This window comes from Microbacterium sufflavum (assembly GCF_023091155.1).
GTDB lineage: Bacteria > Actinomycetota > Actinomycetes > Actinomycetales > Microbacteriaceae > Microbacterium > Microbacterium sufflavum.
The window spans coordinates 92,346-114,769 of sequence record NZ_JAHWXK010000002.1 but is presented as its reverse complement, the minus strand read 5'-3'; the positions used below and the strand labels follow the sequence as shown (position 1 = coordinate 114,769).

Here is a 22,424-nt window from a genome sequence, read left to right as displayed (position 1 = left end):
TAGGGTCGGGCGCGGCGCGGGCGTGGTCAGGCGGACGGCGCTGCCGTGGAGCCGCTGTCGAGCCGGCGCCCGGCGAAAGCGCCGAGTCCGTCGCGGAGCGCACCGACCTCCTGGATGCTCATGCCGACGGCGCGCATGACCTGCACGGGCACGTCGACAGCGCGAGCACGCAGCGCCAGGCCCGCCTCCGTGAGCGTGATCTCGAGCCGACGCTCGTCCTCGGCGCTGCGCTGTCGTGCCACGAGGCCGTCCGTCTCCAGGCGCTTGACGAGGGGCGAGGCCGTCGCCGGCTCCAGCGCGAGGTCTGCGGCGAGGTCGTTGAGGGTGCGCGGCGCCCTTTCCCACAGCGCGAGCATGACCAGGTACTGCGGATGCGTCAGTCCCAGCGGCTCCAGGATCGGGCGGTAGATCGCCACGATGTTGCGAGCGGCCGTGACGATCGCGAAGCACAACTGGTTCTCGAGGCGGAGCAGGTCGTCGGAGGCGGTCACGGATCGACTATACATCTGCACGAATCATTAGTACACTAATGAACATGTCGAACGACTCCACTCGGCCCCCGCTTCGCACCCGCATCCGCGAGGCCGGGGGCCTCTACACCTGGGTCAACACCAACCTGGTCCGTCTCGCCGGTCCCGCGTCCGTCGGACCGTACGAGAAGACGCCGCCTCCTAGCGCTGCCGAGCGCGCCGAGCGGGCCTGCCCGCTGTGCGGGGCGCCGATGACACAGCACGAGATCGACCGATCGGGTCCGAAGACCCTCGTGCACTGCCCCTAGCCCTCGTCGGAAGCCGCCTCGACCGCGGCGCCCGTCGACTCGCGCGCGACATCGAGCCACAGCATCAGCGCGGCATCGTCCTCGATCGCCGACGGCGCGACGTCGAGCCACCCGGAACTCATGGTGCGCGAGCCCATCACCGCGCGGGAGACCCCCGCTTCCGTGAGCATCGCCGCCCCGTTCTCGTCGTCCACGCGGACGAGGAGCACACCGCCCGTGCGCGCGCCGACCAGGATGCGCCCCCCGTCCAGGAACGCCTTGGTTCCGAACATCCGGCGCTCCTCGATCGCGTCGTCCGCGCTCAACAGCGCCCGGATCCGATCGGCGAGGTCGTTCCCTGCGTCATCCATCGCCACTCCACTCAGGCGTGCCCGGCCCGCTCCATCGAGCGGAGCTCCTTCTTGAGGTCTTGCACCTCATCGCGCAGGCGCCCGGCGAGCTCGAACTTCAGCTCGGCGGCCGCCGCGAGCATCTGATCGGTCAGATCCTGGATCGTCGCCTCGAGCTGCTGCGCCCCCTCGGCCGCGATGCCCGTGCGCCGGAGGTTCGGCGTCGGCGACTTGCCCTTGCCCGAGGCCCGGCCACGGCCCGACATCAGGTCGGCGGTGTCGGCGCCCTCGCGGGCGAGCACCTCGGTGATGTCGGCGATCCGCTTGCGCAGGGGCTGCGGGTCGATGCCGTTCTCCTTGTTGTACGCGATCTGCTTCTCGCGACGGCGGTCGGTCTCCTCGATGGCCTTCGCCATGGAGTCGGTCATGTTGTCGGCGTACATGTGCACCTCACCCGAGACGTTTCGCGCGGCACGGCCGATCGTCTGGATGAGCGAGGTGCCGGAGCGGAGGAAGCCCTCCTTGTCGGCGTCGAGGATCGCCACCAGCGACACCTCGGGCAGGTCGAGGCCCTCACGCAGCAGGTTGATGCCCACGAGCACGTCGTACACGCCGGCGCGCAGCTCACTGAGCAGTTCCACTCGGCGGAGCGTGTCGACGTCGGAGTGCAGGTAGCGGACCCGCACGCCGTGTTCACCGAGGAAGTCGGTGAGTTCCTCGGCCATCTTCTTCGTCAGCGTCGTGACGAGTACGCGCTCATCGCGCTCGACCCGAAGCCGGATCTCTTCGAGCAGGTCGTCGATCTGCCCCTTCGACGGCTTCACGATGATCTCCGGGTCGACCAGACCCGTCGGGCGGATGATCTGCTCCACCACGCCGTCGGCGATGCCCATCTCGTACTTGCCCGGCGTCGCCGACAGGTACACGGTCTGCCCGATGCGGTTCTTGAACTCGTCCCACCGCAGCGGGCGGTTGTCCATCGCGCTGGGCAGCCGGAAGCCGTGGTCGACCAGCGTGCGCTTGCGGGAGGCATCGCCCTCGTACATCGCGCCGATCTGCGGCACCGTGACGTGCGACTCGTCGATCACCAGCAGGAAATCGTCGGGGAAGAAGTCGAGCAGCGTGTGCGGGGGCTCGCCCGGCATGCGGCCGTCCATGTGCCGCGAGTAGTTCTCGATCCCCGAGCAGAAGCCGAGCTGCTGCAGCATCTCCAGGTCGAACGTGGTGCGCATGCGGAGACGCTGCGCCTCGAGCAGCTTGCCCTGGCGCTCGAACTCCTTCAGCCGCTCCTCCAGCTCGTGCTCGATCGTGCCGATGGAGCGCTGGATCACGTCGGTTCCGGCGACGTAGTGCGACGCGGGGAAGATCGGCACGGCGTCGAGCTTCTCGATCACCTCGCCGGTGAGCGGGTGCAGCGAGTACAGCGCCTCGATCTCGTCGCCGAACAGCTCGATGCGGATCGCGTGCTCCTCGTAGACCGGGATGATCTCGATCGTGTCGCCGCGCACCCGGAAGTTGCCCCGCGAGAAGTCGACGTCGTTGCGGTTGTACTGCATCGCGATGAACTGCCGGATGAGCGCGTCGCGGTCGTACCGCTCCCCCACCTGCAGCGCCACCATGGCTCGCAGGTACTCCTCGGGCGCGCCGAGGCCGTAGATGCACGACACCGTCGACACCACGACCACGTCGCGCCGGCTCAGCAGCGAGTTGGTGGTGGAGTGTCGGAGCCGCTCGACCTCGGCGTTGATCGACGAGTCCTTCTCGATGAAGGTGTCCGTCTGCGGCACATACGCCTCTGGCTGGTAGTAGTCGTAGTACGAGACGAAGTACTCCACCGCGTTGTTCGGCATGAGCTCGCGGAACTCGTTGGCGAGCTGGGCGGCGAGGGTCTTGTTGTGCGCGAGCACCAGCGTGGGACGCTGCACCTGCTCGATCAGCCACGCCGTCGTCGCGGACTTGCCGGTACCCGTGGCGCCGAGGAGGACGATGTCGGTCTCGCCCGCGTTGATGCGCGAGGCGAGGTCGGCGATGGCCTGCGGCTGATCACCGGCCGGGGCGTACTCGCTGATGACCTCGAAGGGACGGACACTGCGCGTGGGCTGCATGCTTCCAGCGTAGGCCGCCCCTCCGACATCGGGGCCGGGTCAGGCGACCAGGACCGCCGTCTCCGCCGAGGGCTCGGTGGTCGCGGTCGCACTCCCGCCGTTGAGGAGCGTCATGGTCGCGGTCGAGCGCAGTTCGCCGGGCGCCGAGCCGATCACGTTGAAGCTCAGCGCGTCGCCGAAGCTCGACGGCGTCCTGATGAAGGTGAAGCTCGTGGCGGTGGAGCCGCCGACGGGCTGCGGCGCCCAGGCCCCGAACGACGACGCGGGGTCGAGCGTGACGGGAGAGGAGAACGTGACGACCACGACGAGCGAGCCACCGGCGGGCGGACTCATCCAGGGGTTCGCCCGATAGCTGATCTGGGTGCTGAAGGTGGCGCGCAGGCCACCGCTCGCCGCGACCAGGCTGGTGAACGCGCCCTGCGCCTCCGCGTCCCAGTAGTAGTTCGCCGTGCTGTTCGGGACGACGGTCGCGCTGGCTGCCGCCAGCGGCGCAGCGACGGCCACCGCGATGACGGGGGCCGACCAGGCCGCTCCCTTGATCAGAGTCCGACGCGAGATGCCATGGCTCGACTGAGTCACTTCTTCCACTCCCCAGCGCGCGGAAAAAAGCTCTCCCCCAGCAGACCATCCCCTGGTGCGTCCCCACGCCCTTCCAGAATATCGGCGACGTTCTGCGCACCTGGAGAAATGCTGAACGTCCGGTCGGTCAGCCGGTGCGGAGGCGCTCCCACAGCGCGTCGGCCTGCGCGACCGTCTCGGCGAGAGCGCCGCCGGTCTCGATCACCACGTCGGCGATCGCCAGACGCTTCTCGTCGGACACCTGCGCGCCGATGCGCTCGCGGGCGGCAGCCTCGTCCATGCCCCGCAGCTCGACCAGCCGACGCAGACGCTCCTCCGCCGGGGCATGCGCGACCACGATCAGGTCCCACGGGTCGTCGACCCTCGCCTCCACCAGCAACGGCACGTCGTACACCACCACCGCGTGCGGATCGGCGGCGAGCGCGTCCGTGAAGCGGCGCTGCGACTCGTCGCGCACGGCGGGGTGCACGATCGCGTTCAGCTGCGCCAGCTGCTCCGGGTCGCCGAACACCCGCGCGCCCAGCGCCGGCCGATCCAGGGAGCCGTCCTCCGCGATGACCTCCGGGCCGAACACCTCGGCGATCCGCTCCAGCACCGGCGACCCGGGCGCCTGCACGTCGCGCACGATCGCGTCCGCATCCACGATGATGGCTCCGTGCTCCGCGAGACGACGGGCGATGGTCGACTTCCCGGAGGCGATGCCACCGGTGAGGGCGATGAGGGGCATGACGTCAGTCTAGGTTCCCCGCCACGGGCCTCAGCGCGCGAGCAGCTGCCGTCGCGAGCTGATCACGCCGGTGTCGAATCCCGCGAGATGCAGTCCGCCGTGGAAGCGTGCGTGCTCGATCTTGATGCACCGGTCCATCACCACCGCGAGCCCCGCGGCCTCGGCGATCGTGGCGGCCTCCTCGTTCCACGACCCGAGCTGGAGCCACAGGGTCGAGGCCCCCGCGTCGATCGCCTCCTGCGCCACGCCCGGCAGGTCGTCGTGGCGACGGAACACGTCCACGATGTCCGGCCGCACGGGAAGGTCCGCGAGGGAGGCGTAGACGGGCTGTCCGAGGATCTCGGTCTCCCGCGGGTTCACCAGGTACACGTCGTAGGCCGTGCTGGACAGCAGGTAGGTCGCGACGAAGAACGACGCCCGTGCCGGGTTGTTCGACGCTCCGACGATCGCGATGGTCCTCGCCCGGCGGAGCAGCGCGAACCGCTCCTGCTGCGTGGGCCCCGTCCACGTGCGACCAGGGGCGGGCGCGGCCGTGGGAAGGGCGCAGCTCTGCCCGTCCGCGGGCGCCGCCGGAAGAGCGCAGGCGTCGCCCGTCGAGGTCGTGGCGCTCATCGGGTGACTCCCGTCGCGATGCTGAGGGCCTGATCCAGGTCCCAGAGGATGTCGTCCGCGTCTTCCAGCCCGACCGAGATGCGGATCAGATCGGGACGCACCCCGGCGTCCACGAGCTGCTCCTCGGTGAGCTGGCGGTGCGTGGTCGAGGCCGGGTGGATCACCAGGGTCCTGGCGTCGCCGATGTTCGCCAGGTGCGACGCGAGCTGCAGGTTCTCGATCAGCTTCTCCCCCGCGGCACGCCCGTCGTCCGCGGCCACCCCGAACGCGAACACGGAGCCGGGACCGAGCGGGAGGTACTTCGCCGCACGCTCGTGATGCGGATGATCCTCCAGACCCGCCCACGTGACGTAGGCGACCCGCGGGTCGGATGCCAGCCAGTCCGCGACGACCCGGGCGTTGGCCAGATGCGCATCGATGCGCTGCGGCAGCGTCTCGATGCCCTGCAGCAGGGTGAACGCCGACTGCGGGCTCAGCGCCGGCCCGATGTCGCGCAGCTGCTCGGAGCGGAGCTTGGTGAGGAAGCCGTACTCGCCGAAGTTGTCCCACCACCGGATGCCGCCGTACGACGCGACCGGCTCCGTCATCTGCGGGAACTTCCCGTTGCCCCAGTCGAAGGTGCCCTTCTCGATCACGACACCGCCGAGGGTGGTCCCGTGGCCGCCGAGGAACTTGGTGACCGAGTGGATCACGATGTCCGCACCGTGCTCGAGCGGACGCGCCAGGTAGGGCGTGGCGAGCGTCGCGTCCACGACGAGCGGGACGCCCGCCGCATGGGCGACCGCGGCGAGACCCTCGATATCGGCGATCTCGCCGGAGGGGTTGCCGATCATCTCGACGTACACGACCTTCGTCTCCGGACGGATCGCCGCGGCGAAGTCGACAGGGTCGGTCGAGGCGACGAACGTGGTCTCGACGCCGAAGCGGCGCAGGGTCACGTCGAGCTGCGTCACCGTGCCGCCGTAGAGCTGTGCCGCGGCGACGACGTGGTCCCCGGCCCCGACGAGGGCCGCGAAGGTGAGGAACTCCGCGCTCATGCCCGAGGCGGTCGCGACGGCCCCGATGCCGCCCTCCAGCGAGGCCAGGCGCTCCTCGAGCGCGGCGACCGTGGGGTTGCCGATGCGCGAGTAGATGTTGCCGTACTTCTGCAGAGCGAACAGGTTTCCGGCGTCCGCCGCGTCGTCGAACACGAACGACGTTGTCTGGTAGATCGGCACCGCCCGTGCGCCCGTCGATGCGTCCGGCGTGCCGCCGGCGTGCAGGGCCCTGGTGCGGAACCCGAAGCGATGTTCTTCCGTCATGATGTCCTCAGTTCGGCGGCGGAGAGCACGTCGGCGATGTCGTCGACGGCCCACGGGTTCTGCAGCGAGGTGGTGTCCCCGAGGGGGCGGGGCACTCGACCGGCTCGACGGTCGTGCTCGGCCTCCCACAACTCTGCCAGCAGTCGGCGCATGATCTTGCCGGAGCGGGTCTTCGGCAGATCAGGCACGACGACGATGTGTCGGGGCTTCGCGACCGGGCCGATCGCCCGTGCGACCTGCTCGCGCAGCGTGGCCGGTTCGACCTCCGCCCGGCCGGACGGGGTCACGTACGCCACGACGGCCTGTCCGGTGACGGCGTCCGGCACTCCGGCCGAGCCCGCCTCGCCGACGGTGTCGTGGGCCACGAGGGCCGATTCGATCTCGATCGTGGAGAGCCGGTGACCCGACACGTTCACGACGTCGTCGAGCCGGCCGAGGATCCAGATGTACCCGTCCGCATCCCTCGTGGCTCCGTCACCCGCGACGTAGTAGCCGCCGTGCTCGCCCCGGCCGGCGTACGCCGACCAGTACGCGTCGCGATAGCGCTGCGGGTTGCCCCACACCGTCCGCGCCATGCCGGGCCACGGGCGCCGGACCACCAGTGTGCCGGACTGACCGGCGGCGACCTCGTCGCCGTGCTCGTCCACCACGGCCACGTCGATGCCGGGCAGCGGGACCGAGGCGGAACCCGGCTTGAGAGCCGTCACCCCCGGCAGCGGCGCGATCATCGCGGCCCCCGTCTCCGACTGCCACCACGTGTCGATCACGGGCAGCTCATCGCGGCCGAAGGCGCGGCGGAACCACACCCAGGCCTCCGGGTTGATGGCCTCGCCGACCGTGCCCAGCAGACGCAGCGAGGACAGGTCGTGACCCGCGGGGAGGTCCGCGCCGAACCAGGTCATGAACGTGCGGATGAGCGTCGGGGCCGTGTAGTACACCGTGACGCCGTACCGTTCGATGATCTCGAGGTGCCGCTCGCGATGCGGGGCGTCCGGCGTGCCCTCGTAGATCACCTGCGTCAGACCGTTCGACAGTGGCCCGTAGATCTCGTACGTGTGCGCGGTGACCCAGGCCAGGTCGGCCGTGCACCAGTGCACGTCGTCCGGCTTCGCGTCGAAATGCGCCCAGTGCGCCCAGCTCGCGTGCGTCAGGTAGCCGCCGGACGTGTGCACCAGCCCCTTGGGCTTCCCGGTCGTGCCGGAGGTGTAGATCACGAAGAGCGGATGCTCCGCGTCGAACGCCTCCGCGTCGTGGACCGGCGAGGCCGTGTCGACCACGTCGTGCCACCACACGTCTCTGCCCTCGGTCCACGGCACGTCCTGGCCCGTGCGGCGCAGCACGAGGACGTGCTCCAGGGTGTCCAGGCCCGCTGCCGCGCGGTCGGCGGTGGATTTGACCTCGGTCGCGGCACCGCGCCGGAACTGCCCGTCGCTGGTGACGAGGAGCTTCGCACCGGTGTCCTCGAGCCGGAAGCGCACGGCCTCCGCCGAGAACCCGCCGAACACGAGCGAGTGGACGGCGCCGATGCGCGCACACGCCAGGGTGACCACCACCGTCTCCACGAGCACCGGCAGGTAGATCACGACCCGGTCGCCCGCGCCGATGCCGAGCGCCGTGAGGGCGTTCGCGGCGCGGGACACCCGGCGCAGCAGCTCGGCGTACGTCACCGACTCCCGGTCGCCCGGCTCGCCCTCGAAGTGCAGCGCGACCCGGTCTCCGCGGCCCGCGGCGACATGGCGGTCGAGGCAGTTCACGGCCACGTTGAGCCGTCCGCCGACGAACCACCGCGCGGCGGGAACGCGCCCGTCGATCGGGGGCTCCCACTCGTGCGCGGTGTGCCACGGTGCAGACCACTCCAGCCGCCGTGCGGCTTCCTCCCAGAACGCGGTGGGGTCGGCGGCCGCCCTGGCGTAGGCCTCGGCGGTCACGTTGGCGTCCGGGAACAGCGGTGACGGCGGGTAGACGCGCGTCTCGTGCAGCCGGGCCTCGGTCGCGGTCACGTCCATCGCCGCAGCAGGTACTTCTCGACCAGCGCGAGCACCCCGTTGGTGAGGGTGCCGAGCAGGGCCAGCAGCACGATCGACAGCAGGATCCGATCCACGCGTCCGCTGTTCTGGGAGTCGGTCAGCAGGAAGCCGAGCCCCATCGACGACGCGATGAGCTCCGCGGCGACGAGGAACAGCCACGCCTGAGCCAGGGCGAGCCGCAGTCCGGACACGACGGAGGGGATCACGGCGGGTAGCTGCACCACCCGGAACAGCGACCATCCGCGCAGGCTGAACGAGCGGCCGGCCTCGACCAGCTGGGGGTCGACGTGTCGCAGGGCCGAGGCGACGGTGGTGTACACGGGGAAGAAGGCACCGATCGCGATCAGGGTGACCTTCGACTCCTCGCCGATCTGCATCCACAGGATGAGCAGCGGCACCCAGGCGAGCGAGGGCACGGCCCGCAGCGCGGCGAGCGTGGGACTCAGCAGCACGTCGCCGAGGCGCGAGAGACCGACGATCCCGGCGACCGCGAGACCGATCACCGAACCGATCGCGAAGCCGAGCAGCACGCGCTGCACGGAGATCGCGATGTGCGTCCACAGTTCTCCGCGCTGTGCGAGTTCGACACCGGCCGTCACGACCGAGGCGGGTGCGGGCAGCCGGTAGGGCGGCACGATCCCGGTCGCGGTCACGTACTGCCAGGCGCCGAGGATCAGCAGCGGGAGCACGAGCCCGGCGATGACCCGCACGGCCGGGCGGTTCCACCCGTGCCCCGCGCCGGTCGGACGCCGGTGCTCGCCCTTCGCGACGTCGAGCGCGTCCCGCGAGTCCGCCGGGACGATCACCCGCTGGTCGAGATCGGTCACTCGTCCCCGACCGCCTTCTTCGCGAACGTGTCGTTCACGATCGACGAGAGCGCCTTGTCGACCGACGCCTGGCCTCCCTGCACGTCGCCGGACTCGGCGAGCACGGGCGCGATCTTCTCGAGCACCGCGAGCTGGTCGTCTCCGGGGATGCCGCTCACGTCGAGGTTCGAGCGCTCCTGGATCACGGTGGTGGCGACCTCGACGTCGATGCCTGCGACCTCCGCGAGCAGCGCCGCCGTCTCCTCGGGGTTCTGCAGAGCCCACTCGCGCGCCTGCTCGTAGGCGTCGACGACGGCCTGGGCGAGGTCGGGGTGCTCGGTGAGGAAGTCCTCCGTGGCGTTGAGGAAGCCGTAGGTGTTGAAGTCGACGTTGCGGTAGACGAGCGTGTCCCCCGACTCGACCTCGGCGGCTGCCATGATCGGGTCGAGCCCGGCCCACGCGTCCACCGAGCCGCCGTCGAGCGCGGCGCGACCGTCGGCGTGCTGCAGGTTCTGCACCTCGACGTCGGACAGGGAGAGGCCCGCCTCGTCCAGCGCCTGCAGCAGGAAGAAGTAGGGGTCGGTGCCCTTGGTGGCCGCGACCGAGGCGCCCTTCAGGTCTTCGACCGAGGTGATGTCGCTGTCGGGTCCGACGACGATCGCCGACCACTCCGGCTGCGAGAAGATGCCGATCACCTGGATGGGCGAGCCGTTGGCGCGGGCGAGCAGCGCCGCGGATCCCGCGGTCGAGCCGACATCGACCGAGCCGGAGCGGAGCAGCTCGTTCGCCTTGTTGGAGCCGGCGGACTGCACCCACTCGACCGTCACGTCGTCGCCCAGGATGTCCTCCAGGATCCCCTGGTCGCGCACGACGAGGCTGAGCGGGTTGTAGGTGGCGAAGTCGATGGTGAGGGTGTCGGACGACCACTCGGCGTCGGCCGCCGGTGCGGTGTCGGTGTCGGTGTCGGCGGTCGCATTCTCGCCCGCGACGCAGCCGGTCGCGACGAGCATCATCGTCCCGGCGATCGCGATCGCGGGGATGATTCGGCGGGTGATGGTGCTCATCGGGTCTCCTCGGTGCTGCGGTGGTGGGTGTCGACGCCGAGTCCCTCGAGGAGGTCGGCGCGCAGGTCGGCGAGGCCGCGGTCGGCGCGGTCGCGGGGTCGGGCTCCCGGCACCTCGATCGTGCGGGCGACGGAGGCGTGGTCGTGGTCGCCGAGGGTGCGCAGCAGCAGCACGCGGTCGGCGAGGTAGAGGGCCTCTTCCACGTCGTGCGTCACGAGGAGCACGGTGGTGGGCTCGGCTGCGTGGATCTTCAGCAGCAGGTCGTGCATGCGCAGGCGCGTGAGGGCGTCGAGCGCGCCGAAGGGCTCGTCGAGCAGCAGCACGGAGGGGTTGCGGGCGAGGGCTCGCGCGAGGGATGCCCGCTGCGCCATGCCCCCGGAAACCTCACGCGGGCGCTGATCGGCGGCATGGTCGAGTCCCACCAGGTGCAGCAGCTCCTGCACGCGCGCGCGTCCCGCTCGACGGCCGGTGCCTCGCGGCAGGCCGAGCTCGACGTTCTGTGCGATCGTCCGCCAGGGCAGCAGCCGCGGCTCCTGGAAGGCGACCGCGGTGCGCTCGTCCACGTCGGCGACCGCGGTGCCCCCGATGCGGATGCTGCCGCGGCTCGGCGCATCGAGTCCGCCCACGAGACGCAGGAGAGTCGACTTGCCGCACCCGGAGGGTCCGACGACGGCGACGATCTCCCCCGCGCGGATGTCCAGGTCGATGCCGCGCAGCACCCGGCGGGTGCCTCGTGCGATCGGGAAGGACCGTTCGACGGCGTCGAGTCGCACGTCCTGCGCCGTCGCTGCGGTCGTCGTGACGTCGGCGGTGCGCGACGCGGGCAGCAGGGCGGTCATAGGCCCATGCTGGCGGAGCGGCTCTTGTGTTACGAATGCGGTCGTAATGTTCCGTCACGCAGCGGATCGCCACCGAATCCGGTACGCGAAAAGGGCCGCCACACCCGCCCGGAGGCGGGGTGACGGCCCTTCTCGGAATGTTACTTAGGAGTTGCCGCCCGAGAGCTTCTCGCGCAGAGCGGCGAGAGCCTCGTCATCGGCGAGCGTGCCGGCACCGGCCGACTCGCTCGAGAAGGACTGGCCACCGAAGTCGTCGCCGGCCGCAGCCTCGGCCTCGGCCGCCTTGGCGACCTGAGCCTTGTGCGCCTCCCAGCGAGCCTGGGCCGCAGCGTACTCCTGCTCCCATGCCTCGCGCTGGGCGTCGAAGCCTTCCTTCCACGCACCGGTCTCGGCGTCGAAGCCCTCCGGGTACTTGTACTCGCCGTTCTCGTCGTACTCGGCGAGCATGCCGTACAGGGCCGGGTCGAACTCGGTGCCGTTGGGGTCGACCGACTCGTTGGCCTGCTTCAGCGACAGCGAGATGCGGCGACGCTCGAGGTCGATGTCGATGACCTTGACGAAGACCTCTTCGCCGACCGACACGACCTGCTCGGCCAGCTCGACGTGCTTGCTGGAGAGCTCGGAGATGTGGACGAGGCCCTCGATGCCGTCTGCGACGCGCACGAACGCACCGAACGGGACGAGCTTGGTGACCTTACCCGGCGTGACCTGACCGATCGCGTGGGTGCGGGCGAAGACCTGCCACGGGTCCTCCTGCGTCGCCTTCAGCGACAGGGAGACGCGCTCGCGGTCGAGGTCGACCTCGAGGATCTCGACGGTGACCTCCTGGCCCACCTCGACGACCTCGGAGGCGTGCTCGATGTGCTTCCAGGACAGCTCGGAGACGTGCACGAGACCGTCCACGCCGCCCAGGTCGACGAACGCACCGAAGTTGACGATCGACGAGACGACACCCTTGCGGACCTGACCCTTGTGCAGGTTGTTCAGGAACGTGGTGCGCGACTCCGACTGCGTCTGCTCGAGCAGCGCGCGGCGGCTGAGGACGACGTTGTTGCGGTTCTTGTCGAGCTCGAGGATCTTCGCCTCGATCTCCTGGCCGAGGTACGGCGTGAGGTCGCGCACGCGGCGCAGCTCGATGAGCGACGCCGGGAGGAAGCCACGGAGGCCGATGTCGACGATGAGTCCACCCTTGACGACCTCGATGACCGTACCGGTGACGACGCCGTCGTTCTCCTTGATCTTCTCGACGTCTCCCCAGGCGCGCTCGTACTGGGCGCGCTTCTTGGAGAGGATCAGGCGGCCTTCCTTGTCCTCCTTCTGGAGAACGAGGGCCTCGACCTGGTCGCCGACGGCGACGACCTCGTTGGGGTCGACGTCGTGCTTGATCGAGAGCTCGCGCGAGGGGATGACGCCCTCGGTCTTGTAGCCGACATCGAGGAGGACCTCATCGCGGTCGATCTTGACGATCGTGCCCTCGATGATGTCGCCGTCGTTGAAGAACTTCAGGGTCTTCTCGACCGCGGCCAGGAAGTCCTCAGCAGATCCGATGTCGTTGATGGCGACCTGCTTGGTGGCCGGGGCGGTCGTTGCGGTAGTCATGTAGTGGGTTGTCCTTGTTGAATGGATACTCGGGCTGGAAGCGCGGCCGCGCACGGCCGACAGCATGCTTCACAGCGGTTGGATTGTGATTGTTCGGCACCTGGGCATGCGCATGCACGCCACGAGTGACGATTCAGGCTATCAGAAGAAGCGATCCGCCCGCGAGCGGAGAGTTCGCCGCTCCCCTGTGGACAACCGCGACGCCCGACCCCGCATTCCCCGTACCGTGACCGGGTGATCCCGTCATCCACCATCCGGCTCCGTGCGGCGCTGACCGCCGCGCTCGTCGCCACGCTCCTCAGCCTCGCCGCCTGCGCACAAACCCCGCACACGACCCCGAGCCCCACCGCCACCCCGCTGTTCGCGAACAAGGAAGATGCCTTCGCCGCCGCCGAAGCAACGCTCAGCGAGTATGTCGAAGCCCTCAACGCGGTCGATACGACCAACCCGGATACGTTTGAACCGCTTTTCAAGCTCTCGAGTGGCACGGTCGAGAAGTCGGACCGCAAGAACTTCTCGACGATGCACGCCGATCGACAGGTGCTGAGCGGAAGCACGAAGGTGCTGACGTTTCAGGGCCTGGAATCTCGTCTGCCGTTCACCACAGTGGAGGCGGCGATATGCCTCGATGTCTCGGCGGTGCGGATCACCAATGCGGATGGGTCATCTGGAGTCTCCCCCGATCGACCCAGTGTTTATGCGCTTACGGTCGAGTTCGTAGCCGCCGGCGAGGGCCGCTACACGGTTGATCGCGCAACCCCTACGGAGGACGTGTCGTGTTGACCGGCTGGAAGGCGCTGACTGTCGGAGCACTGTTCCTCCTCGCTTCCGGCGACGCGGCCGCACCAGGGTTTTCTGACTTTCTTGCAGGAACTGACGAGTCAGAGGTCACCGTGTCGGCGTCACAGACTCGTCCCGGCTCATCCCCCGTCGACGCCACCCCCGACGCACGCCACACGGGCACGCCCCGCCGCTACCCCCGCCCGGACCAGAACCGTCAGTCCGACGTGTGCGCGGGAATAGCCGACGAACGATGCCGCGCCACGGCGCCTCAGACTCCTCCCGCACCCCGGCCTGCTGCCCCGGGTCCCGCGCTCACGATCACCGATGTCGCCCAGTTCGCGCCGGGCCCGGCCGCCACCAGCGCCGAGCCGTCCAACATCGGCGTCGCCGGACTCCCCACGAACTTCCTCACCCCCACCGCCCCTCCGGCCCGCACCGGCACTCTCCTGGGCACGCCCATCACCGTGCGCTTCACCCCGGTCCGCTACGACTTCGTTTACGGCGACGGCACGACCGCATCCACCACGACGCCGGGACTCCCGTGGGCCGCGCTCCGTCAATCCCAGCTCACCCCCACCCCCACCAGCCACGTGTACCGCGCCCGCGGCACCTACACCGCCACCACCGCCGTCCACTACACCGCCGAGCTCGACACCGGCAGCGGCTGGGTGCCCCTCCCCGGCGAGCTCACCATCCCCGGGCCCGGCCAGGCCATCCGCATCTATGAGGCCACCACAGCGCTCGTCCGTCACACGTGCACCGAGCAACCCACCGCCCCCGGCTGCTGACCCGTGCGCACGCACGCTCTACCCTGAAGCCATGCCCCGCGCCGAACGCCTCATGCTGCTCGACACCGCCAGTCTGTACTTCCGCGCCTTCTACGGCGTGCCCGACAAGGTGAGCGCCCCGGACGGCTCCCCCATCAACGCCGCGCGCGGACTGCTCGACATTGTCGCGAAGCTCATCACCCAGTATCAGCCGACGCACGTGGTCGCCTGCTGGGACGACGACTGGCGGCCGCAGTGGCGCGTCGACCTGATCCCGAGCTACAAGACGCACCGCGTGGTGGAGGTCGTGGCCGGTGCGCCGGACGTCGAGGAGGTGCCCGATCCCCTGGAGGCGCAGATCCCGCTCATCCGCGAGACCCTCGCCGCCATCGGGATCCCGATCGTCGGTGTGGCCGAGCACGAGGCCGACGACGTGATCGGCACCCTGGCGACGCACGCATCCATGCCGGTCGACATCGTGACGGGCGATCGCGACCTCTTCCAGCTCGTCGACGACGCCGCCGACGTCCGGGTCATCTATACGGCGCGCGGCATGAGCAACCTCGAGGTGGTCACCGACGCCACCGTCGTCGCCAAGTACGGGGTGCTCCCGTCGCAGTATGCCGACTTCGCCACGATGCGAGGGGATGCGTCCGACGGCCTCCCCGGCGTCGCCGGGGTGGGCGAGAAGACGGCGGCCACGCTGCTGGGGGTGCACGGCGACCTGGTGGGGATCCGGGAGGCGGCGGAGGCGGGTGAGGGCATGAGCGCAGGGGTGCGCGCCAAGATCCTCGCAGCGACGGCCTACCTCGATGTCGCACCGACCGTCGTGGCCGTGGCGACGGATCTCCCGATCGGCACACCGGACGTCCCCCTCCGTGCCCTGTCCGAGAGCGAGGTCACGACGGCGACGGCACTGGCGGAGAGGTGGAACCTCGGCGGCTCGATGACGCGGGCGGTCACCGCGGTGACGGAGGCCGGACGCGCAGCGACCGAGGAGTGAGCGTCACTCCGCCCAGGCGAGCAGGCGGGACAGACCCCAGGTGGTGACAATGCGCGACGCGGGCACTCCCGCACGCTCGGCGCGTTCGGCGCCGTAGTCCAGCAGTGAGAGCTGTCCCGGCGCGTGGGCGTCGGAGTCGATCGAGAAGAGACACCCGGCTTCCAAAGCGATCGCGATCAACTCGTCGGGTGGATCCTGTCGCTCAGGTCGCGAGTTGATCTCCACGGCCACGCCGTTCTCGGCACAGGCGGCGAAAACCGCCGCAGCGTCAAAGGCCGACGGCGGGCGCGTCCCCCGGTCGCCCTGCACGAGCCGGCCGGTGCAGTGACCGAGCACATTGACGCGTGGATGCGAGACGGCGGCGATCATGCGCGCGGTCATGGGCCTGGCGTCCATGCGCAGCTTCGAGTGTACGGAGGCGACCACGATGTCGAGTTCCCGGAGGAGATCGTCGTCCTGGTCGAGAGACCCGTCTTCGAGGATGTCCACCTCGATGCCCGCGAGCAGCGTGAAACCGTCGCCGGACTGCGCCCGCACGAGCGGCATCTGCTCACGCAGCCGTTCGGCGGAGAGGCCACGCGCCACCCGCAGACGCGGCGAGTGATCGGTGATCGCCTGGTACTCGTGCCCCTGGGCTCGAGCGGCGGCGGCCATCACCTCGATGGATGTGGTGCCGTCCGACCAGTCGGTGTGGGCATGCAGGTCGCCGCGCAGTCGGCCCCGCAGCTCCGAGACCCGCTCGGGTTCGACCTCGCCACGCAGCTCTACGAGGTACTCGGGGATGCGGCCCTCCTGGGCCTGGCGGATCACAGCGAACGTCGACTCCCCGATCCCCCGTGCGGCGCGAAGCCGGGTGGGGTCGTTCCGCACGTCCTCGGGGAGATCCTCGAACGTGGCGGCTGCCTGCCGGAACGCCTTCGCCCGATACCGCGATGCCCGCTCGCGCTCGAGCAGCGAGGCGATCTCGAGGAGGGCGTCGACGGGCTCCATGGTCACTCCTCGACGGCGGCCAGTTCGCGGCTCGCACCGATCCACGCGTCGAGCTTCGCGAGGGCCCGCCCGTCGTCGACCGCCGCGGACGCGCGAGCGTATCCCTCACGCAGACGCTCCAGGATCGGCCGCTGCACCTGCGTGGCGTCCTGCGAGAGCTCGAACGCGACGATGCCGGCCGCGGCGTTGAGCAGCACGATGTCACGCACGGGCCCGGTCTCACCCGCGAGCGTGCGTCGCAGCACGTCCGCGTTGTGCTCGGGCGAGCCGCCGATCAGGTCGGCGAGGTCGGCGAGCGGGATGCCGAGGTCGCGCGGATCCAGGTCGTGCTCGTGGATGTCGCCTCTGGTCACCTCCCAGATGCGACTGTGACCGGTCGTGGTGAGCTCGTCCAGCCCGTCGTCTCCGCGGAACACGAGGGCGGTGGCGCCGCGGGTGCGGAAGACGCCGGTGATGAGCGGGACCCGCTCCATCTGCGCCACCCCCACCGCGTTCGCTTCGGCTCGTGCGGGGTTGCAGAGCGGGCCGAGCATGTTGAACACGGTCGGAACGCCGAGCTGCGCGCGCACAGCTCCCGCGTGCTTGAAACCGGGATGGAACGCCCCGGCCCACGCGAAGGTGATCCCGGTCCGGTCGAGGATCGAGGCCACGGCAGCGGGGTCCAGCGAGAGCTCCAGGCCGAGCGCGCCGAGCACGTCGGAGGAGCCGGATGCCGAGCTCGCAGCGCGATTGCCGTGCTTGACGACAGGGACTCCGGTGGCGCCGATGATGATGGCCGCGGTCGTGGACACGTTGACGGTCCCGACGCGGTCGCCGCCCGTTCCGACGATGTCGAGAACGTCCGGCGAGACCGGGAGAGGAACGGCCGCCTCGAGGATCGCGTCCCGGAAGCCGACGATCTCGTCGATGGTCTCCCCCTTGGCCCTGAGTGCGATGAGGAACCCCGCGAGCTGCGCCTCGGTGACCGAGCCCGACATGATCTGGCGCATCGCCCAGGTGGATTCCCAGACGCTGAGGTCCCGACGCTCGAGGAGGGTGGTGAGCACATCGGACCAGGTCAGGGATTCAGCCATGTGTGCGATCCTATCGGCGCGGAGAAAACGTGCAGATCGATCCGCGCTTCCGCGCAGACGGGTGTCGACCGCCGTTTCCCGCGGATTCACCGATGATTCGCAGTGATCTCTTAGGGTCCCCTAAGTCGCTGACGAGGGATTCGACGGCCGTGGGTGCAAGAATCACGTCCGCGGATCGGCCATAATGGAGGGGTGACGACCTCAGCGACGTATGCCCCGGCGGCGAGAACGATCAAGCGGCCCAACCCGGTAGCTGTCGGCACCATTGTGTGGCTCGGCAGCGAGGTGATGTTCTTCGCGGGACTCTTCGCGATCTACTTCACGCTCCGCAGCACTTCACCCGAGCTCTGGGCCGACCGTACCGAGCTTCTGAACGTGCCGTTCGCGGCCGTCAACACGGCGATCCTCGTGCTCTCGTCGTTCACGTGCCAGATGGGCGTGTTCGCAGCCGAGGACCTCCAGCCCTACCGCATCGCGAAGGGCCAGAAGAACGGCGCCGGTCGCCGTCGTCTTTTCGGCTGGGGCATGGTCGAGTGGTTCTTCCTCACCTTCGCCCTCGGCGCGATCTTCGTCTCCGGCCAGGTCTGGGAGTACGCGCAGCTGGTCGCGGAGGGCATGCCCATCCAGGCCGACTCGTACGCCTCGGCCTTCTACCTGACGACCGGGTTCCACGCCCTGCACGTCACCGGCGGTCTCGTCGCGTTCCTCCTCGTCATCGGCCGCGCGTACGCCGTCAAGAACTTCCGGCACAAGGAGGCGACGTCCTCGATCGTGGTGTCTTACTACTGGCACTTCGTCGACGTCGTCTGGATCGTGCTGTTCTTCGTTATCTACTTCCTGAAATAAGAGCGGAGCTGATCCCCGAGATGGCACGAGAGAAGAAGCGCCGTTCGAGCGGTCGTCGCAGCCCACTGGCGGCGGCCGCGCTCATCGGAGCTGGACTGATGATCACGGGCGCCGTGTACGCAGGAGCGTCCGCCGCCTTCGCGGCCAACGACGCCCCCAGCGCGGCGACGCAATTGACGGTGGAGGACGGCGAGAAGCTGTTCCAGGCGAACTGCGCCACCTGTCACGGCCTCGACCTGCAGGGCACCCCCAACGGACCGAGCCTCTACGGCGTCGGCGAGCTGGCTGTGGAGTTCCAGGTGTCGACCGGCCGCATGCCGCTGCAGATGCAGGGCCCGCAGGCACCGCAGAAGGAGCCGCAGTTCACCGAGGAGCAGATCCTCGCGATGTCGGCCTACGTGCAGTCCGAGGCCCCCGGTCCGACGTTCCCGTCCGACCGCATCCTGGACGGCGAGGGAGACGTCGCGCACGGTGCCGAGCTCTTCCGCGTCAACTGCGCGATGTGCCACAACGTCGCGGCCGCCGGTGGTGCTCTGACCGAGGGCAAGTACGCCCCCGCGATCACCGAGACCAGCGCGCTGCACATCTATGCCGCCATGGTCACCGGCCCGCAGAACATGCCGGTCTTCGGCGACATGAACCTGTCCGACGAGGACAAGCGCGACATCATCTCGGCCCTGCTCTTCCAGCAGCAGTCGGTGCAGATCGGTGGCTTCTCGCTGGGGTCGCTCGGCCCGGTTTCCGAGGGCCTGTTCGTGTGGATCTTCGGTATCGGCGCTCTGGTCGCCATCACCGTGTGGATCACGGCGAAGTCCAACTGACGCATATTCATCGAAGAGGAACGTACGAGGAGCACCATGGCACACGACGACGACTCGCAGGCTCTTGACAGGGCCTACCAGCCCTCTCCGGGGCTGGGTGTCGCAGTCAGCGATCCCGTGCAGAACCCCGGGCTGCCGCCGCACCGCGAGCGGATGACCGATAAGGACCCGCGCGCTGAGAAGGCTGCGGTCCGTACCGTCTACACGCTGTTCTACCTGTCGCTCGCCGGCAGCATCTGGGCGGTCGCCGCCTACATGCTGTTCCCGATCGAGAGCGGCGCGCTCATCGACATCCGGCAGAACAACCTCTTCATCGGTCTGGGCATCGCTCTCGCGCTGCTCGCCCTCGGCATCGGCGCGATCCACTGGTCGAAGGCGCTCATGTCCGACAAGGAGCACGTCGAGCTGCGCCACCCCACGCGGGGCAAGGACTCGACGCGCGAGGCCGCCATCAAGGCGTTCGCCGACGCCAACGAGGAGTCCGGATTCGGCCGCCGCACCATGATCCGCAACTCGCTGTTCGCGGCGATCGTGGCGTCGATCATCCCCGGAGTCACGCTGTTCCGCGGTCTCGCACCGCATTCCACGCCGGACGACCCGACCAAGGGCGACCCGGTGGCGCTGCTGAAGCACACGATGTGGGACAAGGGGATGCGCCTGGTGCGCGACCCCGACGGTACGCCGATCCGCGCCGCCGACGTCACGCTCGGCTCTGCCTTCCACGTCATCCCCGAGGACCTCGCCGAACTCGGCCACGACGAGGGCTACCTCGAGGAGAAGGCCAAGGCCATCGTGTTGATGATGCGCCTGCGGCCCGAGCAGCTGATCGAGGCCGAGGATCGCAAGGACTGGTCGTACGACGGCATCGTGGCCTACTCCAAGGTCTGCACCCACGTCGGCTGCCCGGTGGCTCTGTACGAGCAGCAGACGCACCACCTGCTGTGCCCGTGCCACCAGTCGCAGTTCGACGTCACCGACCACGCGAAGGTCATCTTCGGACCGGCCGCCCGTCCGCTTCCGCAGCTGCCCATCACCGTGGATGACGAGGGCTACCTCATCGCACGCAGCGACTTCACCGAACCCGTCGGCCCGAGCTTCTGGGAGCGCCATTGAGCACCGCAACGCTGTCCAAGGACGAGAAGGACACCAAGGCGCCTCTCGGCGGCCGCTTCGTCGGCGCCGCATCGAACTACATCGATGAGCGCACCAGCCTCTCCGGCTTCGTCAAGGAGCTCGGTCGCAAGATCTTCCCCGACCACTGGTCGTTCATGCTCGGTGAGATCGCCCTGTGGAGCTTCGTCGTCGTGTTCCTCTCCGGAACCTTCCTGACGTTCTTCTTCCAGGCCTCGATGGTCGAGACGCACTACACGGGCGCATACGCTCCCATGCGCGGAATCGCGATGTCCTCGGCTCTCGAGTCGACGCTGCACATCTCGTTCGACCTGCGCGGTGGGCTCCTGGTCCGCCAGATCCACCACTGGGCTGCGCTGGTCTTCATCGCGGGTATCGGCGTGCACATGCTGCGGGTGTTCTTCACCGGCGCGTTCCGCAAGCCGCGCGAGCTGAACTGGGTGATCGGCTTCCTGCTGTTCATCCTGGCGATGGCCGAGGGCTTCACCGGCTACTCCCTCCCCGACGACCTGCTCTCGGGCAACGGCCTGCGCATCATCGACGGCATGATCAAGGGCCTGCCCCTGATCGGCACCTGGACCTCGTTCCTCCTCTTCGGCGGCGAGTTCCCCGGCACCGACATCGTCGGCCGTCTCTACACCCTGCACATCCTGCTGCTCCCGATGCTGGTGATCGCCTTCATCGTCCTGCACCTGATGCTCATGGTCATCAACAAGCACACGCAGTTCGCCGGCCCCGGCCGCTCGAACGACAACGTCGTGGGCTACCCGATGATGCCGGTGTACATGTCCAAGATGGGCGGCTACCTGTTCATCGTCTTCGGCACCATCGTGCTGATCGCGACGTTCTTCCAGATCAACCCGATCTGGAACTACGGCCCGTACGACCCGTCCCCCGTCTCGGCGGGTACGCAGCCCGACTGGTACATCGGGTTCGCGGACGGTGCGCTGCGCCTCGCCCCGTCGAACTGGGACATCGTGTTCCTGAACCACACGTGGTCGTTCGGCATCCTGGCTCCGGTCGCAGTGCTCGGCCTGTTCATCGTGATCGTGGCGATCTACCCGTTCATCGAGGCGTGGGTCACGGGCGACAAGCGCGAGCACCACATCGCCCAGCGTCCCCGCAACGCGGCCACGCGCACGGCGATCGGTGTCGCGGGCGTCATCTTCTACGCCGTGCTGTGGGCGGCGGCATCGTCCGACCTCATCGCCACGCACTTCATGCTCACGATGGAGGGCGTGATCCACACGCTCCAGGTGCTGCTGTTCCTCGGCCCGATCATCGGCTACTTCGTCACCAAGCGCATCTGCATCGCGCTGCAGAAGAAGGACCGCGAGATCGTGCTGCACGGCTTCGAGTCGGGCCGCATCGTCCGCCTCCCCGGTGGCGAGTACATCGAGGTGCACCAGCCGGTCGACAAGTACGACCGCTGGAAGCTCATCGACATCGACGGCTACGAGCCCCTCGTGGTGCGCCCGAACGCCAAGGGCCGCATCCCGTGGACAGAGAACCTTCGTTCGGCGATGTCGCGCTGGTTCTTCGAGGACCGTCTGGCTCCGCTCACGCAGGCCGAGGTGGACGCCGCCGATGCACACCAGCACCACGTCACGGCGGACAACGAGGCGGCCGAGGCCGCAGAGATCCAGGGCGCTCACGAGCGCGCCGGCTTCCCCGACGCCCCGCTCACCGTCGACGAGACTCACGTCGACGAGACGCCGAACACGCCCAGCACGGTGATCTCGACCGAGCCCGTGAAGCGTCCGCGCAAGAAGAAGTCGGAGGACGACGAGTAGTCGCCACTCCCCCGCTGAAGGCCCCGTCCCGTCGGACGGGGCCTTCGTCGTCTCACCGATGAGAGGATCACTTCATGTCATCCAGTGCTCGGTCAGCTCGCTCGCGCGCGCTTTCGCCCCGACGCGCGCTCCATCTCGCCGCTGAGTCTGCCGCCGGTCCCCACGCCGCTGCTGGCCCCCTCGCCGGTCCCCACGGCGCTGCTGGATCCCTATCCCTCGACGATCTCAACGACGCCGGCGGACCCGTCACCGCCGCCTCTACAGCCGCAGCTCCCACCGGCAGCACTCACGTCGTCGCTGCTGGACCCCTCGCCGGTCCCCCCGCCGCCGCCGGGCCCCTTGCCCCCGCCGCTCCCCCTGACGGCACTCACGCCGGCGCTGCTGAGCCCATCGCCGAAGCCCGTACCGACATCCACATCGTTGGACATGGAGCCCGTGACGTGCACCCCTG

The 22,424-nt window shown here is 69.1% G+C and carries 22 protein-coding genes; 8 read left to right on the top strand and 14 right to left on the bottom strand.

Annotated features, from left to right (window positions below; genetic code table 11):
* Positions 1-26: 26 nt before the first annotated feature.
* Positions 27-491, bottom strand: a complete 465-nt coding sequence (locus KZC56_RS15110; RefSeq protein ID WP_136036534.1) for a MarR family winged helix-turn-helix transcriptional regulator — start codon at positions 489-491, stop codon at positions 27-29.
* A gap of 44 nt (positions 492-535) precedes the next feature.
* Here KZC56_RS15110 and KZC56_RS15105 point away from each other — a divergent pair, with 44 nt between their 5' ends.
* Positions 536-778, top strand: coding sequence for a hypothetical protein (locus KZC56_RS15105; protein WP_205812731.1), 243 nt, complete (start codon positions 536-538; stop codon positions 776-778).
* On the opposite strand, the gene KZC56_RS15100 is transcribed toward KZC56_RS15105, so the two are convergent.
* The 11 genes from KZC56_RS15100 to rpsA form a co-directional block, all read right to left on the bottom strand.
* Entirely contained in the window at positions 775-1,128 is a 354-nt protein-coding gene (locus KZC56_RS15100; RefSeq protein ID WP_206253332.1) for a TfoX/Sxy family protein, read from the bottom strand. The genes KZC56_RS15105 and KZC56_RS15100 overlap by 4 nt on opposite strands.
* Before the next feature lie 11 nt (positions 1,129-1,139).
* A complete protein-coding gene (uvrB, locus tag KZC56_RS15095) occupies positions 1,140-3,212 on the bottom strand; it encodes an excinuclease ABC subunit UvrB (RefSeq protein WP_136028809.1) in 2,073 nt (690 codons plus the stop codon).
* 39 nt (positions 3,213-3,251) lie between these two features.
* On the bottom strand, positions 3,252-3,791 hold the full coding sequence (locus tag KZC56_RS15090; RefSeq protein ID WP_136045359.1) for a hypothetical protein: 540 nt from the start codon (positions 3,789-3,791) through the stop codon (positions 3,252-3,254).
* Positions 3,792-3,918: 127 nt separating this feature from the next.
* The gene (gene coaE, locus KZC56_RS15085) at positions 3,919-4,518 is read right to left on the bottom strand and encodes a dephospho-CoA kinase (protein WP_136028805.1); all 600 of its coding nucleotides are present in this window, start codon (positions 4,516-4,518) and stop codon (positions 3,919-3,921) included.
* Between the two features lie 30 nt (positions 4,519-4,548).
* Positions 4,549-5,130, bottom strand: a complete 582-nt coding sequence (locus KZC56_RS15080; protein WP_247638927.1) for a CoA-binding protein — start codon at positions 5,128-5,130, stop codon at positions 4,549-4,551.
* Positions 5,127-6,431 carry an O-acetylhomoserine aminocarboxypropyltransferase/cysteine synthase family protein gene (locus tag KZC56_RS15075; protein WP_247638926.1) on the bottom strand — a complete coding sequence of 435 codons (1,305 nt, stop codon included), beginning with the start codon at positions 6,429-6,431 and terminating at the stop codon, positions 5,127-5,129. Before KZC56_RS15075 ends, KZC56_RS15080 begins: the two co-directional genes overlap by 4 nt.
* Positions 6,428-8,437, bottom strand: a complete 2,010-nt coding sequence (gene acs / locus KZC56_RS15070) for an acetate--CoA ligase (protein ID WP_136028799.1) — start codon at positions 8,435-8,437, stop codon at positions 6,428-6,430. Before acs ends, KZC56_RS15075 begins: the two co-directional genes overlap by 4 nt.
* Entirely contained in the window at positions 8,428-9,285 is an 858-nt protein-coding gene (locus KZC56_RS15065) for an ABC transporter permease (protein WP_136028798.1), read from the bottom strand. The genes acs and KZC56_RS15065 overlap by 10 nt, the downstream gene beginning before the upstream one ends.
* Positions 9,282-10,328: an aliphatic sulfonate ABC transporter substrate-binding protein gene (locus tag KZC56_RS15060; RefSeq protein ID WP_247638925.1), complete on the bottom strand. Its 1,047-nt coding sequence runs from the start codon at positions 10,326-10,328 to the stop codon at positions 9,282-9,284. The genes KZC56_RS15065 and KZC56_RS15060 overlap by 4 nt, the downstream gene beginning before the upstream one ends.
* Entirely contained in the window at positions 10,325-11,167 is an 843-nt protein-coding gene (locus tag KZC56_RS15055; RefSeq protein WP_206253325.1) for an ABC transporter ATP-binding protein, read from the bottom strand. Before KZC56_RS15055 ends, KZC56_RS15060 begins: the two co-directional genes overlap by 4 nt.
* Before the next feature lie 144 nt (positions 11,168-11,311).
* Positions 11,312-12,766 carry a 30S ribosomal protein S1 gene (rpsA, locus tag KZC56_RS15050; protein WP_136028795.1) on the bottom strand — a complete coding sequence of 485 codons (1,455 nt, stop codon included), beginning with the start codon at positions 12,764-12,766 and terminating at the stop codon, positions 11,312-11,314.
* A 234-nt stretch (positions 12,767-13,000) separates the two neighbouring features.
* Here rpsA and KZC56_RS15045 point away from each other — a divergent pair, with 234 nt between their 5' ends.
* From KZC56_RS15045 to KZC56_RS15035, 3 genes are all read left to right on the top strand, one after another.
* Positions 13,001-13,549, top strand: a complete 549-nt coding sequence (locus tag KZC56_RS15045) for a hypothetical protein (protein ID WP_247638924.1) — start codon at positions 13,001-13,003, stop codon at positions 13,547-13,549.
* A gap of 110 nt (positions 13,550-13,659) precedes the next feature.
* Positions 13,660-14,337: a hypothetical protein gene (locus KZC56_RS15040; protein ID WP_247638923.1), complete on the top strand. Its 678-nt coding sequence runs from the start codon at positions 13,660-13,662 to the stop codon at positions 14,335-14,337.
* A gap of 31 nt (positions 14,338-14,368) precedes the next feature.
* On the top strand, positions 14,369-15,319 hold the full coding sequence (locus tag KZC56_RS15035) for a 5'-3' exonuclease (RefSeq protein ID WP_247638922.1): 951 nt from the start codon (positions 14,369-14,371) through the stop codon (positions 15,317-15,319).
* Between the two features lie 3 nt (positions 15,320-15,322).
* Here the strand turns inward: KZC56_RS15035 and KZC56_RS15030 are convergent, their stop codons facing one another.
* Both KZC56_RS15030 and trpD read right to left on the bottom strand, forming a co-directional pair.
* Entirely contained in the window at positions 15,323-16,309 is a 987-nt protein-coding gene (locus KZC56_RS15030; protein ID WP_205814370.1) for a PHP domain-containing protein, read from the bottom strand.
* Positions 16,310-16,311: 2 nt separating this feature from the next.
* Positions 16,312-17,382 (bottom strand): anthranilate phosphoribosyltransferase, encoded by a 1,071-nt coding sequence (trpD, locus tag KZC56_RS15025; RefSeq protein WP_136036543.1) that lies wholly within the window; start codon positions 17,380-17,382, stop codon positions 16,312-16,314.
* Positions 17,383-17,574: 192 nt separating this feature from the next.
* Here trpD and ctaE point away from each other — a divergent pair, with 192 nt between their 5' ends.
* The 4 genes from ctaE to qcrB are packed head-to-tail and all read left to right on the top strand — an operon-like array spanning position 17,575 to position 21,973.
* Complete coding sequence (gene ctaE / locus KZC56_RS15020; protein ID WP_136028789.1) at positions 17,575-18,228, top strand: aa3-type cytochrome oxidase subunit III; 654 nt, start codon at positions 17,575-17,577, stop codon at positions 18,226-18,228.
* 20 nt (positions 18,229-18,248) lie between these two features.
* A complete protein-coding gene (gene qcrC / locus KZC56_RS15015; protein ID WP_136028788.1) occupies positions 18,249-19,049 on the top strand; it encodes a cytochrome bc1 complex diheme cytochrome c subunit in 801 nt (266 codons plus the stop codon).
* Positions 19,050-19,085: 36 nt separating this feature from the next.
* The gene (gene qcrA, locus KZC56_RS15010) at positions 19,086-20,162 is read left to right on the top strand and encodes a cytochrome bc1 complex Rieske iron-sulfur subunit (protein WP_136028787.1); all 1,077 of its coding nucleotides are present in this window, start codon (positions 19,086-19,088) and stop codon (positions 20,160-20,162) included.
* On the top strand, positions 20,159-21,973 hold the full coding sequence (gene qcrB / locus KZC56_RS15005) for a cytochrome bc1 complex cytochrome b subunit (protein WP_136045370.1): 1,815 nt from the start codon (positions 20,159-20,161) through the stop codon (positions 21,971-21,973). Before qcrA ends, qcrB begins: the two co-directional genes overlap by 4 nt.
* Positions 21,974-22,424 lie beyond the last annotated feature (451 nt).